The organism is Pseudomonas sp. MWU15-20650 (assembly GCF_023242475.1).
Taxonomy (GTDB): domain Bacteria; phylum Pseudomonadota; class Gammaproteobacteria; order Pseudomonadales; family Pseudomonadaceae; genus Aquipseudomonas.
Window position 1 is genome coordinate 1 of the sequence record NZ_JALJFG010000047.1, and the last position, 15,417, is coordinate 15,417.

Annotated in this window: 14 protein-coding genes; 5 read left to right on the forward strand and 9 right to left on the reverse strand. The window is 58.6% G+C overall.

Annotated features, from left to right (window positions below):
• Positions 1-19: 19 nt before the first annotated feature.
• Both fadD1 and fadD2 read right to left on the reverse strand, forming a co-directional pair.
• On the reverse strand, positions 20-1,711 hold the full coding sequence (fadD1, locus tag M5B43_RS25065; protein ID WP_248752581.1) for a long-chain-fatty-acid--CoA ligase FadD1: 1,692 nt from the start codon (positions 1,709-1,711) through the stop codon (positions 20-22).
• 428 nt (positions 1,712-2,139) lie between these two features.
• Complete coding sequence (fadD2, locus tag M5B43_RS25070; protein ID WP_248752582.1) at positions 2,140-3,828, reverse strand: long-chain-fatty-acid--CoA ligase FadD2; 1,689 nt, start codon at positions 3,826-3,828, stop codon at positions 2,140-2,142.
• Positions 3,829-4,049: 221 nt separating this feature from the next.
• Here fadD2 and M5B43_RS25075 point away from each other — a divergent pair, with 221 nt between their 5' ends.
• Positions 4,050-4,994: an alpha/beta hydrolase gene (locus M5B43_RS25075; RefSeq protein ID WP_248752583.1), complete on the forward strand. Its 945-nt coding sequence runs from the start codon at positions 4,050-4,052 to the stop codon at positions 4,992-4,994.
• A 71-nt stretch (positions 4,995-5,065) separates the two neighbouring features.
• Positions 5,066-5,536: a MaoC family dehydratase gene (locus M5B43_RS25080; protein WP_248752584.1), complete on the forward strand. Its 471-nt coding sequence runs from the start codon at positions 5,066-5,068 to the stop codon at positions 5,534-5,536.
• A 75-nt stretch (positions 5,537-5,611) separates the two neighbouring features.
• Here M5B43_RS25080 and M5B43_RS25085 read toward each other — a convergent pair whose 3' ends face one another.
• The gene (locus M5B43_RS25085) at positions 5,612-6,079 is read right to left on the reverse strand and encodes a PA2169 family four-helix-bundle protein (protein WP_248752585.1); all 468 of its coding nucleotides are present in this window, start codon (positions 6,077-6,079) and stop codon (positions 5,612-5,614) included.
• A gap of 206 nt (positions 6,080-6,285) precedes the next feature.
• Between M5B43_RS25085 and M5B43_RS25090 the strand changes: the two genes are divergently transcribed.
• Together M5B43_RS25090 and M5B43_RS25095 are read left to right on the forward strand one after the other, a co-directional pair.
• Entirely contained in the window at positions 6,286-6,522 is a 237-nt protein-coding gene (locus tag M5B43_RS25090; RefSeq protein ID WP_017139191.1) for a DUF3820 family protein, read from the forward strand.
• A gap of 11 nt (positions 6,523-6,533) precedes the next feature.
• On the forward strand, positions 6,534-7,718 hold the full coding sequence (locus tag M5B43_RS25095; RefSeq protein WP_248752586.1) for an aminotransferase class V-fold PLP-dependent enzyme: 1,185 nt from the start codon (positions 6,534-6,536) through the stop codon (positions 7,716-7,718).
• A 106-nt stretch (positions 7,719-7,824) separates the two neighbouring features.
• Here M5B43_RS25095 and M5B43_RS25100 read toward each other — a convergent pair whose 3' ends face one another.
• Genes M5B43_RS25100 through zwf form a run of 3 tightly spaced genes read right to left on the reverse strand, consistent with a single transcriptional unit; the run spans position 7,825 to position 10,674 of the window.
• Positions 7,825-8,490 (reverse strand): bifunctional 4-hydroxy-2-oxoglutarate aldolase/2-dehydro-3-deoxy-phosphogluconate aldolase, encoded by a 666-nt coding sequence (locus tag M5B43_RS25100; protein WP_026067364.1) that lies wholly within the window; start codon positions 8,488-8,490, stop codon positions 7,825-7,827.
• 17 nt (positions 8,491-8,507) lie between these two features.
• Positions 8,508-9,221 (reverse strand): 6-phosphogluconolactonase, encoded by a 714-nt coding sequence (pgl, locus tag M5B43_RS25105; protein ID WP_248752587.1) that lies wholly within the window; start codon positions 9,219-9,221, stop codon positions 8,508-8,510.
• The gene (gene zwf, locus M5B43_RS25110; protein ID WP_248752588.1) at positions 9,208-10,674 is read right to left on the reverse strand and encodes a glucose-6-phosphate dehydrogenase; all 1,467 of its coding nucleotides are present in this window, start codon (positions 10,672-10,674) and stop codon (positions 9,208-9,210) included. Before zwf ends, pgl begins: the two co-directional genes overlap by 14 nt.
• 219 nt (positions 10,675-10,893) lie before the next feature.
• Between zwf and M5B43_RS25115 the strand changes: the two genes are divergently transcribed.
• Entirely contained in the window at positions 10,894-11,754 is an 861-nt protein-coding gene (locus M5B43_RS25115) for a MurR/RpiR family transcriptional regulator (protein WP_170039859.1), read from the forward strand.
• 119 nt (positions 11,755-11,873) lie between these two features.
• Here M5B43_RS25115 and M5B43_RS25120 read toward each other — a convergent pair whose 3' ends face one another.
• From M5B43_RS25120 to ugpC, 3 genes are all read right to left on the reverse strand, one after another.
• Positions 11,874-12,719 (reverse strand): D-hexose-6-phosphate mutarotase, encoded by an 846-nt coding sequence (locus M5B43_RS25120; RefSeq protein WP_248752589.1) that lies wholly within the window; start codon positions 12,717-12,719, stop codon positions 11,874-11,876.
• Between the two features lie 103 nt (positions 12,720-12,822).
• Complete coding sequence (locus tag M5B43_RS25125; protein WP_248752590.1) at positions 12,823-14,169, reverse strand: carbohydrate porin; 1,347 nt, start codon at positions 14,167-14,169, stop codon at positions 12,823-12,825.
• An 85-nt stretch (positions 14,170-14,254) separates the two neighbouring features.
• Positions 14,255-15,415, reverse strand: a complete 1,161-nt coding sequence (gene ugpC, locus M5B43_RS25130) for a sn-glycerol-3-phosphate ABC transporter ATP-binding protein UgpC (RefSeq protein WP_248752591.1) — start codon at positions 15,413-15,415, stop codon at positions 14,255-14,257.
• Positions 15,416-15,417 lie beyond the last annotated feature (2 nt).

The following is a 15,417-nucleotide window of genomic DNA, read 5'->3' on the forward strand; positions in this document are numbered from 1 at the left end:
TCCCACATTTGGCGCCGGGTTACTTTTTAAGACCGAGCTTCTTCAATTCCTCATCGCGCAACTCGCGACGCAGGATCTTGCCCACGTTGGTGGTTGGCAACGCATCACGGAACTCCACGGCCTTGGGCACCTTATAGCCGGTGACATTGGCGCGCATGTGCTCCATCACCTGGTCCTTGGTCAGGGTCGCCCCTGGCTTGACCACGATGAAAATCTTGATGTGTTCCCCGGACTTCTCATCCGGTACGCCGATGGCCGCGCATTGCAGTACGCCCGGCAAGGTCGCCAGCACGTCTTCCAATTCGTTGGGGTAGACGTTGAAACCGGAGACCAGAATCATGTCTTTCTTGCGGTCGACAATCCGCATGTAGCCGTCTTGCTGGATGATCGCAATGTCACCGGTCTTCAGCCAACCTTCACTGTCAAGGATCTCGGTGGTGGCGTCTTCGCGCTGCCAGTAGCCCTTCATCACCTGCGGGCCCTTGACGCACAGCTCGCCGGTTTCGCCCAACGCCAACTCGGTGCCGTCGTCGGCGATGACTTTACACACGGTGGACGGTACCGGAATGCCGATGGTGCCGATCTGGATGTGCTGGATCGGGTTGACGGTTGCCACTGGGCTGGTTTCGGTCATGCCGTAACCTTCGCAGATGCCACAGCCCGTCACGGCCTTCCAACGCTCGGCCGCCGCCAGTTGCAGGGCCATGCCGCCCGACAGGGTGACTTTGAGCGCGGAAAAGTCCAGCTTGCGGAACGCTTCGTTGTTGCACAGCGCCACGAACAAGGTGTTCAGACCGACAAAACCGCTGAACTTCCACTTCGACAATTCCTTGACCATCGCCGGTAAATCGCGCGGGTTGCTGATCAGGATGTTGTGGTTGCCGATCAGCATCATCGCCATGCAATGAAACGTGAACGCATAGATGTGGTACAGCGGCAACGGGGTGATCAGGATCTCGCAGCCTTCATTGAGGTTGGAGCCCATCAGCGCCTTGCACTGCAGCATGTTGGCGACCAGGTTGCGGTGAGTCAGCATCGCGCCCTTGGCCACGCCTGTGGTGCCGCCGGTGTATTGCAGCACGGCCACGTCACTGCTGGACGGGCAGGCATCGTTGACCGGTTGGCCGTGCCCCTTGGCCAGCACGTCGTTGAACTTGATCGCCTGGGGCAAGTGATAGGCCGGGACCATTTTCTTCACGTACTTGATGACGCTGTTGATCAACAGGCGCTTGAACGGCGACAGCAGGTCGGCGACTTCGGTGACGATCACATGCTTGACGGCGGTCTTGGGCACGACCTTTTCCGCCAGGTGCGCCATATTCGCCAGACAGACCAGGGCCTTGGCCCCGGAATCATTGAATTGGTGTTCCATTTCCCGCGCGGTATACAGCGGGTTGGTATTGACCACGATCAGGCCGGCGCGGATGGCACCGAACACGGCAACCGGGTACTGCAGGACGTTGGGCAGTTGCACGGCGATTCGATCGCCAGGCTTCAAGTCGGTATGCTGTTGCAGGTAGGCGGCGAATGCACCGGACAATTCGTACAATTGACCGTAGGTGATCGTCTTGCCGAGGTTGCTGAAAGCCGGTTTGTTGGCGAAGCGCTGGCAGGACTGCTTCAGTACCGCCTGAATATTCGGATACTCGTCTGGATTGATTTGTGCAGCAATCCCGGCGGGGTACTTATCCTTCCAAAAGTCTTCGTTCATGGAAGCCCACTCCTCAGCGACGCGAATTCATCATCGCATTTGATGCGATTATTATTGGTGTATGTTTTTTTAAGGTGAGTCTGGCGCTTTCAAGCAGGCCGAGATGTCACAAAGCGCGCCGAGAGTAGCAGCTTTGCCAAGGGTCGCCTAGAGCCAAAAGAGAGCCCTACAGTCACAAACATGACTCAAGAACATCTAGTGGTCACTTTTAGAGCAAAAATTCTATAAGCCTGAGGTAGGCTCTGGAATGCGGCTTTCAAGGCAATAAATAGCAATGTGCGAGGGGCTGGCCCCGTGGCGCTCACAACAACAGCCGTTTGGTCACAGATTTTGCGTTCGACGGTAACGGTGTAGATACCGATGGCCATCGGGGGCAAGTCGAATCGTCGTACCGCCCCTCCCACATTTGATTGCATTTCAATGCATGCTCAGGCGATGTCGCGCAGCTCCCTGCGCAGAATTTTCCCCACCGGCGTCATCGGCAGCGACTCACGCAACACAATGTGCTTGGGCACTTTGTACCCGGTGAAGTTGGTCTTGCAGTACGTCTTCAATTCCTCAAGGCTCACACCCTGGGCACGCGCCACCACGAACAGCTTCACCGCCTCCCCCGTGCGCTCGTCCGGCACGCCGATGACCGCGCAGTTGGCTACGGCCGGGTGAGCCATCACCACGTCTTCGATCTCGTTGGGGTACACGTTAAAGCCGGAGACAATGATCAGGTCCTTCTTGCGATCAACTATGCTCACGAACCCATCGGCATCAATCACCGCAATGTCACCGGTCTTGAGCCAGCCGTCGGCGTCCAGGGTCTCGGCGGTGGCGACCGGCTGCTGCCAGTAGCCTTTCATCACTTGCGGACCTTTGATGCACAATTCACCGCGTTCGCCCAACGGCAGCTCGTGGCCTTCGTCATCGATCACTTTCATCGCGGTGCCCGGCACCGGAATGCCGACGGTGCCCAGGCGCGACTGGCTACCATAGGGGTTGGTACTGGCCACCGGTGAGGTTTCGGTGAGGCCATAACCTTCACCGATGGAGCACCCGGTCAGCGCCTTCCAGCGTTCCGCCGTGGCCTTGACCAGCGCGGTGCCACCCGAGTTGGTGATCTTGAGATGAGAGAAGTCCAGGGTCTTGAAATCCGGGTGGTCCATCAACGCCACAAACAGCGTGTTCAAGCCCAGCAGGCAGGAAAACCGCCACTTCTTCAATTCCTTGATAAAACCGCCAATGTCCCGCGGATTGGTAATCAGCACATTGTGGTTGCCGGTCACCATCATGCACATGCAGTTCGCCGTGAAGGCATAGATGTGGTACAGCGGCAGCGGCGCGATCATCACCTCTTGCCCTTCGCGCACCAGCGGTTGGCCATCGTCGGTGACCTGGGACATGCACGCTCGCGCCTGCTGCATATTGGCGACCAGGTTGCCATGGGTGAGCATCGCGCCCTTGGCCAGGCCGGTGGTGCCGCCGGTGTATTGCAGTACCGCGATATCCTCCAGCGTCACCGGGTGTCGCGTCACACCGAGGCCCGCGCCCAGGCGCAAGGCGCGCTTGAACGACACCGCGCGCGGCAGGTGGTAGGCCGGCACCATCTTCTTGACTTTATCGACCACGGTGTTGACCAGCCAGCCCTTGGCGGCGGGCATGAAGTCGCCCATCCTGGCCTCGATCAGGAAATCGATCTCGGTATCGGTACAGACTTCCTGCACCCTCGACCCGAACAGGTTGAGGTAAACCAACGCACGTACGCCGGCGTCCTTGAACTGATGGCGCATTTCCCGCGGGGTATACAGCGGGTTGGTATTGACCACGATCAGCCCGGCGCGCAAGGCGCCGAATACGGCAACCGGGTAATGCAGCACGTTGGGCATTTGCACGGCGATACGGTCGCCTGGCTTGAGGTCGGTGTGCTGTTGCAGGTAACCGGCGAACGCCGCACTCTGGCGCTCAAGCTCGGCGTAGGTCAGGGTAATGCCCATGTTGCTGAATGCCGGACGGTCGGCAAAGCTCTTGCAGGAACGCTCGAACACCTCGACCACCGACTTGTAGGTGGAGAGGTCAATGGTATTGGGAACGCCCGCCGCGCGTTTGTCATTCCAAAAATCAGGTTGCATTATTCTTGTCCTCTTACCTGAGTGTGTCCGGCCGCTGCTGCTATAAAAATGTGCAGCTATAAAAAGCGGAGCTTTGGGGACGTTAGCAGTTATGACCCAACAGGCAAATACGCCAAACCGTGTCATTGATTGTATGAATCTTGCCGCTAACGCGTAGGCAGATACCCCAGCCCCTGGCAGATGAGCTATACACTGCAACGACCCCGAGCAAAGGAAGCGCCATGAACCACAGCACCTTCTGGCTGACCGCGAATGACCGCAGCCGCCTGTACGTCAATCAGTGGCTGCCGGACGGCCAGGCCAAGGCAATCATCATGCTGTCCCACGGCATGGCCGAGCACAGTGGTCGCTATGCACGCCTGGCCGAAGCCTTGTGTGCGGCCGGCTACGGCCTGTATGCACTGGACCAGCGTGGCCATGGGCGCACCGCCGATGAAGGCACGCTTGGGTTGTACGCCGAACAGGATGGCTGGAACAAAGTGGTGGGCGACCTGGCCAGCCTCAACCAGCACATCGGCCAGCAGCAGCCGGGGCTACCGATTATCCTGCTGGGCCACAGCATGGGTAGCTATATCGCCCAGGCTTACCTGCTGCACCACAGCGCCAGCTTGAAGGGCGCGATACTCAGCGGTTCGAATTTCCAGCCCGTGGCGCTGTACCGCGCGGCACGGGTGATTGCCCGTATCGAGCGCGCACGCCAGGGCCTGCGCGGGCGCAGTGCGTTGATTGAATTCCTCTCGTTCGGCTCGTTCAACAAGGCGTTCAAACCCAATCGCACCGCGTTTGACTGGCTCAGCCGCGACCCGGATGAAGTGGACAAGTACATCAATGACCCGCTCTGTGGTTTGCGTTGCACCAACCAACTATGGATCGACTTGCTGGGCGGCTTGCAGCAAATCAGCAAAGCGTCCAATCTCGCGCAGATCGACCCGGGCCTGCCGATCCTGGTAATAGGCGGCGAATGTGATCCGGTGAGTGAAGGCAAGCGTCTCAAAAGTCTGGCCCACGCCTTGCGTGAGGCTGGCTGCCAAAACCTGCAATTGACTGTCTACCCGCAGGCGCGTCATGAAGTATTCAATGAAATCAATCGCGATGAAGTCACAACGGATGTGCTGACGTGGCTCGACCAGGCTCTGGCATTGCACAGACCGACCCGCTGCGAATAATTTTTCTTTTAAAATCAGATGGTTAAAATCAGATCATTCAGTTACCGATTAGCCACAGGATGCACCTTTAGATGACTCAGGTTACCAACACCCCGTACGAAGCCCTTGAAGTCGGCCAGACCGCCAGCTTCAGCAAGACCGTCGAAGAGCGCGATATTCAGCTGTTCGCCGCCATGTCCGGCGACCATAACCCGGTGCACCTGGATGCCGAATATGCCAAGGCGACCCTGTTCAAGGAGCGTATCGCCCACGGTATGTTCAGCGGTGCCCTGATCAGTGCAGCCGTTGCCTGCGAGCTGCCTGGGCCTGGCACCATTTATATCGGCCAGCAGATGAGCTTCCAGAAGCCGGTGAAAATCGGCGACACGCTGACCGTGCGCCTGGAAATCCTCGAAAAGCTGCCCAAGTTTCGCGTGCGCATTGCCACGCGGGTGTTCAATCAGCGAGATGAGCTGGTCGTGGATGGCGAGGCGGAAATCCTCGCACCGCGCAAGCAGCAAGTCGTCACCCTGACCGAACTGCCGCCGATCAGCATCGGCTGATGACCCTTTCAAGGTCAATACAATACAAATGTGAGAGGGAGTTTGCTCCCTCCCACATGGGTTACGCAGCAGGACTCAAGACTGAGCACGAGCCTGGTTACGCAGGGCTTTGACCTGGTCGTGGTTGCGTTGTGCGCCGTGGAACTGACGCTCAACCAGATCGCGGATGCCCAGCAGGTTGTGCTTGTTGATCTTCTCGATCGCTTCCTTGTAAGCCTTCAGTGCGTGGTCCTCACCACGCTCGGCTTCGTTCAGGACAGCCTCTTCGTCTTTGCCGGTGACCAGTGACTTCACGTCGACCCAGCCACGGTGCAGGGCGCCGGCAACCGAGCCGGATTTTTCCGGATCACCACCCAATGCACGCACGGCGGTTTGCAACTCGGCAGCCGCAGTGGCGCAGTCAGCGGAGCGTTTGACGAACAATGCTTTGAGCTCTGGGTGCTTGATATCTTCGGCACAAGTCGCGAAGCCTTTCTGGCCGTCTTTGCAGGTCTCGATCAGGTCGTTCAGTACAGAGATCGATTCTTTGTTGATGTCAGTCATTTTTCAATTCCTTGTGCGGGTTAAGAAACGTGTCTTAGTGATTGCAGCGCCCGTGCCAAGTTTTTAAGAAATGATTTAACCTTTTATTTCAACAACTTATGAATTATTGAACCTTCTGTATCTATGTTATTTGCATGATCTGTCATTTGGCCTTCATGCAGAATGCCTGTATTTTCCAAGCCATTCTCTCCAACCGCTGAAACCCCATGAACCCCGAAAAACTTGAACTGCTGATCACCCGCGAAATGCCCTTCGGCAAGTACAAGGGACGGATCATCGCCGACCTGCCTGGCCCTTACCTTAACTGGTTCGCCCGTGAGGGTTTCCCCCATGGAGAGCTAGGCGGTTTATTGGCCTTGATGCAGGAAATCGACCACAACGGCCTGTCCGAACTGCTCGAACCGCTACGCGTAAAACACGGCAAACCCGCCCCTCGCCATTAAGAGTGCACGTCATGCCAAGGCATGCAGATAACGAACGTCACTGGCAGGTCATCGCCCAGCGCTATGAGCTGGAACCTGGTCCGATCAACTTGGAAAACGGCTACTTCGGGCGCATGAGCCGCTGGGTTCAGGCCCGGTACCTGGAGCACGTTGCGCTTATCAACCGCAGTAACTCGTTGTATGTACGCCAGCAGTTCGAACAAGGCGAACAGGTCGAGCTTCGGCGCCAATTGGCCGGGCTGATCGACGTGGCCCCTGAGGCGGTCGCCTTCACTCGCAACGCCACCGAAGCATTGCAGTCGCTGATCCGCAATTACAACGGTTTGCGGCCAGGTGACCAGGTACTGATCAGCGACCTGGAGTACGACACGGTCAAAGGCGCCATGCGCTGGTTGGCGAACGCTCGCGGCGTGGAGGTGATAGAGCTGTCCCACACGCACCCAGCCAGTTTCGACAGCCTGGTGCAGACTTATCGGGATGCATTCGTGCAGTACCCGCGCCTCAAGTTGATGGCGCTGACCCATGTCACTCACCGTACTGGCCTGGTAATGCCGGTTGAGGCGATTGCCAAGGCGGCACGCGCGCACGACGTCGACGTGATCCTTGACGGGGCTCACGCCCTGGGCCAGATCGAATTCAACCTGGCCCAACTCGGTATTCAGTTTGCCGGTTTCAACCTGCACAAATGGATCGGCGCACCACTGACCCTAGGCTTTCTGTACATAGCCCCCGAGCGCTTGGCTGATATTGACCCGGACATGGGCGAATTCCACTACCCCGCCAACGACGTGCGCGCGCGTACGTCCTACAGCACACCGAACTTTGCGGCGCTGATGACGTTACCACTGGTCTTTGAAGAACATCACGCATTGGGCGGCTCGTTGGCCAAGGGCGCACGGGTCAAATACTTGCGAGACTTGTGGGTGGGCCAGGTACGTGGGCTACCGGGGATCGAGGTGCTGACGCCAGATGACCCACGGCTGTATTGCGGGATCACGGCCTTCAAGTTTACCGGACGAGATCAGCAGGTGATGGCGGATCGCTTGCTCAAGGACTACGGCCTGTTTACCACGACCCGTGTGGGAGCGGCGTTTGGTACCTGTATTCGGGTGACGCCAGGGTTGGTCACAAGCGCGGCAGACATCCAGGTACTGGTCAACGCTATCACCGAACTCAGCACCCTCTCCCACACTTGAATGTGTGTGGGGCTTGAGTTTTTTGTGGGCAAAAAAAAGCGGCACACCGACCAAGTGCGCCGCAAAAATGCCGTTAAGCACAGCAACAACGATTCGGTAAATCAGATCAATCCAGCAATGCCAGCGCCTGGGCGGTGACTTCCTGGATACGGGCCCAGTCGCCGTTCTTGACCCACTCCGGGTCGAGCATCCAGCTACCGCCCACGCACATCACGTTTTTCAACGCCATGTAGCTCTTGATGTTGGCCGGGCCTACGCCGCCGGTCGGGCAGAATTTAACTTCGCCGAACGGGCCACCGAGGGCCTTGATAGCGGCAACACCGCCGCTGACTTCGGCCGGGAACAGCTTGAAGCGGCGATAACCCAGGCCGTAGCCTTCCATGATGCCGGAGGCGTTGCTGATGCCAGGCAACAGCGGGATCGGGCTGTGTACCGAGGCTTCCAGCAAGTCGCGGGTGATGCCGGGGGTGACGATGAATTGCGAACCGGCCACCTCGGCCGCCTCGAGCATGTGACGGTCGAGTACGGTGCCAGCACCGGTGCACAGTTCAGGGCGTTGCTCACGCAGTACCTGAATGGCCTTGAGGCCAAACTCGGAACGCAGGGTCACTTCCAATGCAGTCAAACCGCCGGCTGCCAGGGCGTCGGCCAGCGGCAGAATATCCTGCTCACGGGCGATGGTGATCACCGGCAGGATCCGCGCCTTGGCGCAGAGACTGTCGATCAGGGCAACTTTATCCGCCATGGACACGGTCGGTTGAGGGCTTTTCATAGCGGCTGATCCTTGGCTCATGGGCACCAGTAAATCTCTAAAGTAGGTTGCAAAAACGCGCGAATCGGCATGGCAGCAACATCGTCACTGGCCAGGGCGGCGCTCAAGGTGGTCAATTTCGAGCTGCCGGAAATCGACAGCACGGTGTAATGGGCCGTGGCCAGCAACGCACGACTCATGGTCAGGCGCTGGTGTGGCACCGTCGGCGCCAGCATCGGCCAGCAACGGCGCGCACCATCGGCCTTCAGCGCCTCGCCCAGGTTGGGGCTGTTGGGGAATAGCGATGCGGTGTGACCATCATCGCCCATGCCCAAGACCAGCACATCAATGGCTGGCAACTCAGCCAACTGGCGATCGGCCAATTCGGCGGCGTCTTCAAGGGTAGCGGCAACGTGGTACAGGCTCAGGAACTTGGCCTTGGCCGCCGGGCCTTGCAGCAGGTATTTCTTCAACAACCCGGCGTTGCTGTCGGCGTGCTCCACCGGCACCCAACGTTCGTCGGCCAGCGTGACCGTGACTTTGGACCAGTCCAGCCCCTGCTTGGCCAGGTTCTGGAAAAACGCCACGGGGCTGCGGCCACCGGATACCACCAGGGTCGCCTCGCCTCGGGCACTGATGGCCGTGCGCAGTTGTTCGGCCACGTCGTTGGCCAAACCGTCCGCCAGCAGCGTGGGCGTACGGTACTCATGGGCGCTCACACCCTGAGGCAGTTTCAATTCAGATATCGCCATACCATGACCTCCCGTCGCGCGTAATCAGTGCAATCGAGCTCATCGGCCCCCAGGACCCCGCCGCGTACGGCTTGGGCGCATCACCGGATTTTTTCCACCCGGCGATCAACTGGTCACACCACTTCCACGCGGCTTCAATTTCATCTTTGCGAACAAACAGGTTCTGATTGCCGCGCATCACTTCCAGCAACAACCGCTCGTAGGCATCGGGAATCCGCGCGCTGCGATAGGTGTCGGAAAAATTCAGTTGCAACGGCCCGCTGCGCAGTTGCATGCCCTTGTCCAGGCCCTGCTCCTTGGTCATTACGCGCAAGGAAATACCTTCGTCCGGCTGCAGGCGGATGATCAGCTTGTTGCTGATCTGCAAGCGCTGCTCAGGGGCGAAGATGTAGTGGGACGGTTCCTTGAAGTGAATCACGATCTGCGACAACTTCTGCGGCATACGCTTGCCGGTGCGCAGGTAGAACGGCACTCCGGCCCAGCGCCAGTTACGAATGTCGGCCCGCAGGGCAACGAACGTCTCGGTGTCGCTCTGGGTGTTGGAGTTGTCTTCTTCCAGGTAACCCGGCACGGCTTTACCGGCGCTGTAGCCGGCAATGTACTGGCCGCGCACCACTTGGGTGGTCAGCCCTTCCGGGCTGATCGGCGCCAGGGCCTTGAGCACCTTGACCTTCTCGTCACGGATGCTGTCGGCGGACAAATCGGCCGGCGGGTCCATGGCGATCAGGCAAAGCAGTTGCAGCAGGTGATTCTGGATCATGTCGCGCAGCTGGCCGGCCTTGTCGAAGTAACCCCAACGGCCTTCGATACCGACCTGCTCGGCCACGGTAATTTCTACGTGGGAGATGTAGTGCTGGTTCCACTGGGTTTCGAACAGGCTGTTGGCGAAACGCAGGGCAATCAGGTTCTGGACGGTCTCTTTGCCCAGGTAGTGGTCGATGCGGTAGGTGCGGTTTTCCGGGAAGAACTGCGCCACGGCATCGTTGACCTTGCGCGAGGACTCCAGGTCAGAACCGATGGGTTTTTCCAGTACCACACGGGTGTTTTCCGCCAGGCCGACCTTGGCCAGGTTTTCGCAAATCGCACCGTACACTGCCGCAGGGGTGGCGAAATAGGCGATCAGCCGTTGTTCGCTACCGACTTTTTCCGCAAGGGCGACGTAGTCGTCAGCCTTCATGAAGTCGACATGCACGTAAGCCAGGCGTGCGAGGAAGCGCGCTGCCACGGCCTCCTCCAACTCCTTGCCGACGTATTTACGCAGTTCTTTTTCGATATGAGCCAGGTGCTCTTGCTCGCTGCCAGCCTCACGGGCCAGCGCCAGAATGCGCGTGTTGTCGTGCAAGAGCCCGGCGCCATCGAGTTGATAGAGGGCAGGAAATAACTTGCGCAGCGCCAGATCACCCAACGCGCCAAACAGGGCAAAGGTGCAGGGTTCTACGGTTATCGAAGGCATGATGTTTGTTCTTTTATCAAGTTAAGCTACAAATACCTTTTTTCAAGGTATCACTCAAGGAAAAATGTAGTAATAACCACAACATTTTCCCGAAATACGCATTCCGAGTGGTGGTGTTCAGCTACCCTCAGTAGGATAGGCCACCGCAAAGGGCCACTCGTTGATGGGTTGCTGCCCTATATTTGCATCGTCGCCCGAAGGAAAGACTGAATGGACCGCGTGCGAAATCTTCTGGAACAGATCCGGAACCGCCTCGAAGAACTGAACAAGGCTGAGAAAAAAGTCGCCGAGGTCATCCTGCTCAACCCGCAGCAGGCGACCCGCTTCTCCATCGCAGCCCTCGCCCAAGCCGCCTCGGTCAGTGAACCGACGGTCAACCGTTTCTGCCGTTCGTTCGGCGTCAGCGGTTACCCTGAACTTAAATTGCAGCTGGCGCAAAGCCTGGCCAGTGGCGCGGCCTATGTCAGCCGCGCCGTGGAGGCCGATGATAACCCTGAGGCTTATACGCAAAAAATCTTTGGCAGCGCCATTGCGTCTCTGGACAGTGCCTGCCAGGCCCTGGACCCTGCCCTTATCAGCAAGGCTGTGGATTTGCTGATCCAGGCACGACAGATCCACTTTTTCGGCCTGGGTGCTTCAGCCCCGGTGGCGATGGATGCGTTGCACAAGTTTTTCCGCTTTAACCTGGCCGTCACAGCCCACGCCGACGTGCTGATGCAACGCATGATCGCGTCGGTAGCCCATACGGGCGAGCTATTCGTGATCATTTCCTACACCGGGCGTACCCGCGAGCTGGTGGAAGTGGCACGTATCGCCAGGGAAAACGGCGCTTCGGTGCTCGGCGTGACGGCGGAAAACTCGCCGCTGGCCAAGGCCAGTACCGTGAGCCTGAACATTCCGCTGCCCGAAGACACCGACATCTACATGCCGATGACCTCGCGGATCATTCAACTGACCGTGCTGGATGTGCTGGCAACCGGCATGACCTTGCGCCGTGGCGTGGACTTCCAGCCGCATTTGCGCAAGATCAAAGAGAGTTTGAATGACAGCCGGTATCCGGTGGGGGACGAGTTTAACTAGCCGTCATCTCTACCAGCAGTATCGCCCCTATCGGGGCAAGCCCCCTCCCACACGCTGATCTGTGAATACCTTCAAATGTGGGAGGGGGCTTGCTCCCGATAGGGCCATAAGCCACACCGCTAAGCCCCAGCCCTAGCCTGCAAACTGAGATGCGCCCGCTCTCCCGGTGCCAGGCTTGCCCCAGCCATCGCCGACTCCACGCACACAAACCCCGACGCCTCGTTAAAACTCACCCCCAGCAGCGGCCGACTACCCGGGTGCCACACCACCGTGTCAGCGCTGTCGCCGGTGTCGATGCACAACTCGCGCTGCCAGGCATGGTCCTTGAGATGCAATTCACCGTCATGCTGAAACACCCGCTGGCACCCACCCTCCACCCGTAGCTCGCCTTCCTGCTGGCAAACCTGACGATTGAGCTGGTCATAACCTTGCGCACCGTCGAGCCCAGACAGCGCTATCTCGCCGACGTTGCCAATCCGCCAGTAGGCGTGCAACGCATGGCTCAACTGGCACGGCAGTTCATCCTGATGTTCGGTGCTCAGGCGCAGTTCCAGGGTTTCGCCCAGGTGCGCATGCAAATCCACCTGCCAATCGCATAGCTGCAACTGCCAGTGCAGACGCACGCCATCGTCGTCGGTGCTGCTGTCGAGCAGTTTCCAATCGATCAAGCGTGCCCAACCATGGGAAGGCCAGGCGTTTTCGCTGGGATGCCGGCCATACCACGGCCAACACACCGGCACACCACCACGGATGGCGCCCACTTGCGGCCATTTGGCGGCGCACCACAGCCAGGGCTTCTGGCCGGCGGGCTGAAAGTGCAGCAATTGCGCACCTTGGCGACTGAACACCGCCTGACACAGCGGATGGTCGATCACCAACACATCGCGCATTTGAAAACGCTCCCAGGCGAACACCGGACGCTCGCGCAGGGATTTGAAAAAGCGTTGCAGCGGATGCTCATGCATGTGCCACGGTCCTGAATATCTTCACGGTGCAACCCAAAAAAAAGCGGATAGCCATGGCTACCCGCAAAATGCGCACAGAGAGAAGGAGCTTATCGCAACAGCGTTAGAACGTAGACTGAATTTTCAGGCCCGCGACCACTGCGTTGTCGACTTGCTTCACGCCGCCTGGGTTGGCGATGTATTGCAGGTTAGGACGCACGGTCAGCCAGTTGGTGACGTGGATGCCGTAGTTGAGTTCGACGTTGTACTCGGTGTTGCGCAGCGGTGCGTAACCCACTTCGCTGTAATCGGTGAAGCCGTTAGCCTCGTTGTACAACTCAGCGTTTTTCTTCACGTCACTGTTGGCGTGGATACGGGACACACCGATACCGACGTCATCTTTCGCACGTGCATCAAACGGGCCTTTATACACAAGCATCAACGACTGGTAGTTGTCGACCAGGTTGGTGTCTTTGTCGTGGAAGGTGGCGTTGGCCGCGATATTCAGGCCGCGAGAAGCGTCACCGTTATGGCTGGTGAGTTGCTGTTGCGCAACGAACCAGTAACCGGTTTTGCTGCTGCGCACACGATAGGCAGCCCGAGTGGTCGCTGCGTCGTTACCATTGACGTCTTTAAGTACGTCGTTGGCATCGGCGGCGCTCTTGTAGTAACCCACACGGTATTCGCCCGGCAGATTATTAACTTTCGGTGACCAGACCAATTCCACCGGAATCACGGTGCCCTTGGTGCCGCTGCCGCTGAGTTTGAAGCCGTTGCCGTGCTCCAGTTGTGACGGGTTCTGGTTGTACGCACCGATTTGCGCGTACAGCTCAGGCGTGATGTTGTACTTCACGCGAATTGCGGCCTGGGCGACGGGCCAGTTGTACCAGGTGTTGACGTAGTTACCCACTTGGGAACCGCAGAACGACAGGTTCTGGAAGTCGCACGGGAAGGTGTTGAAGTCTTCGCCTTCACCGAAGTAACCGAGTTTCACGTCCAACTTGTTGTCGAACATCTGGTGCTGAATCCAGAACTGGGTCAGACGCACCATGTGGCCTCGGCCATCAACTTCTTGAGACGAACTCAAGGTGCCGGCACGCGGGTCACCAATACGGTCATTGGAGATGTTCGCGCCATTACGGTTGGTCAACTGGATCTTGGCCTGGGTGTTATCCCAGCCCCACAGCTTTTGCAGGTCCAGCGCGACGCCCAGACCGAACTGGTCAGCGTAACGGGCAGTTCTGTCGTTGTTGTAGCCACCGCCGATGTTGGCGCCGACTTCACCGACATAATCCGCTTTGATATCGATACCCTGCTCGATCAGCTTGGTCCGCTCGCCGCCCCAATCGCCGGTCATCCACTTGGAATCGGCGCTGAATGCATCGGCCGCCATCGCATTGGCGGACAATACCAGGGCTGCTGCTGCTGACAGTTGGCAGATCAGCCGAGTGTTGTTGTGCTGCTTTTTCATCCCTACATCCTCGTCTTTATTGTTATTAAACTGTTTTTATCTAACGCGGGTTACTTTTTTTAACCAAAACAACATCTTATCTGCTTCATCGGCCCTTGAACTGGGCCACGTTGTCGGCATGCCCATGTGTGGGCAATGAGGCAGCAGTGCCCAAGCGTTCGCCGGTTTGGGCGTCGAACAGCAAGACCTTGGCCGGGTCGAATTGCAGGGTCAGGGTCTCACCGACCTGCGGTGCCACATCCGGCGCCAGGCGGCAGCAGACCTTGGTGTCGTTGAGCTGCACGAACACCAAGGTGTCCGGCCCGGTCGGCTCGGTGACTTGGACTTCGGCACGAATGCTCGAGGCGCTGTCGCCCTCGCTGGTCGCCAACAGGATTTGCTCCGGGCGCAGGCCCAGGATCACATCGCGATCCTCAAGGCCCGCGTCCGACACGTTAAGCGCCAACTCGCAACGGGCCTGGCCGCTGTCGAGCAACGCCACCAGGCGGCCGTCCTTGCGTTGCAGGCGCAGCGGGACGAAATTCATCGGCGGCGAACCGATAAAGCTCGCCACGAATTGGTTGGCCGGGTTGTTGTAGATCTCTTTCGGCGTACCGAACTGCTGGATGATCCCGTCCTTCATCACCGCTACCTTGTCGCCCAGGGTCATCGCTTCGATCTGGTCATGGGTGACGTAGACGGTGGTGGTTTTCAGCCGCTGGTGCATCAGTTTCATTTCGGTGCGCATCTCGACGCGCAGCTTGGCGTCGAGGTTGGACAGCGGTTCGTCGAACAGGTAGATCTTCGGCCGACGCGCCAGGGCACGGCCCATCGCCACACGCTGTTGCTGACCACCGGACAACTGGCCCGGCTTGCGGTTGAGCAGGTGTTCAATCTGCAGCAGCTTGGCCACGCGCGCCACTTCGGTGTCGATGTCGGCCTGGGGCATCTTGCGGATCTTGAGGCCGAATTCGATGTTCTCGCGCACGCTCATGGTCGGGTAGAGCGCGTAGGACTGGAACACCATGGCGATGTCACGGTCCTTGGGGCTCATGCCGCTCACATCCTGGTCACCGATCATGATCGCGCCGCCGGTAATGGTCTCCAGACCGGCGATGCAGTTCATCAGCGTGGATTTACCGCAACCCGAAGGGCCGACCAGGATCAGGAATTCGCCTTCCTTGATCGACAGTTCGATGTTCTTCAAGGTGTCGGGCAGGCCGGCGCCATAGGTCTTGTTTACATTGCGAAGTTCGAGCGTAGCCATGA

Bases quoted from the DNA above. Each gene is read 5' to 3' on its own strand.
- M5B43_RS25090 (WP_017139191.1), top strand. From the start codon at position 6,286: ATGAACCCCGAAAAACTTGAACTGCTGATCACCCGCGAAATGCCCTTC.
- ugpC (WP_248752591.1), bottom strand. From the start codon at position 15,415: ATGGCTACGCTCGAACTTCGCAATGTAAACAAGACCTATGGCGCCGGC.
- pgl (WP_248752587.1), bottom strand. From the start codon at position 9,221: ATGGCGATATCTGAATTGAAACTGCCTCAGGGTGTGAGCGCCCATGAG.
- M5B43_RS25080 (WP_248752584.1), top strand. From the start codon at position 5,066: ATGACTCAGGTTACCAACACCCCGTACGAAGCCCTTGAAGTCGGCCAG.
- M5B43_RS25095 (WP_248752586.1), top strand. From the start codon at position 6,534: ATGCCAAGGCATGCAGATAACGAACGTCACTGGCAGGTCATCGCCCAG.
- fadD1 (WP_248752581.1), bottom strand. From the start codon at position 1,711: ATGAACGAAGACTTTTGGAAGGATAAGTACCCCGCCGGGATTGCTGCA.
- M5B43_RS25075 (WP_248752583.1), top strand. From the start codon at position 4,050: ATGAACCACAGCACCTTCTGGCTGACCGCGAATGACCGCAGCCGCCTG.
- M5B43_RS25120 (WP_248752589.1), bottom strand. From the start codon at position 12,719: ATGCATGAGCATCCGCTGCAACGCTTTTTCAAATCCCTGCGCGAGCGT.
- M5B43_RS25125 (WP_248752590.1), bottom strand. From the start codon at position 14,169: ATGAAAAAGCAGCACAACAACACTCGGCTGATCTGCCAACTGTCAGCA.
- zwf (WP_248752588.1), bottom strand. From the start codon at position 10,674: ATGCCTTCGATAACCGTAGAACCCTGCACCTTTGCCCTGTTTGGCGCG.
- fadD2 (WP_248752582.1), bottom strand. From the start codon at position 3,828: ATGCAACCTGATTTTTGGAATGACAAACGCGCGGCGGGCGTTCCCAAT.
- M5B43_RS25085 (WP_248752585.1), bottom strand. From the start codon at position 6,079: ATGACTGACATCAACAAAGAATCGATCTCTGTACTGAACGACCTGATC.
- M5B43_RS25100 (WP_026067364.1), bottom strand. From the start codon at position 8,490: ATGAAAAGCCCTCAACCGACCGTGTCCATGGCGGATAAAGTTGCCCTG.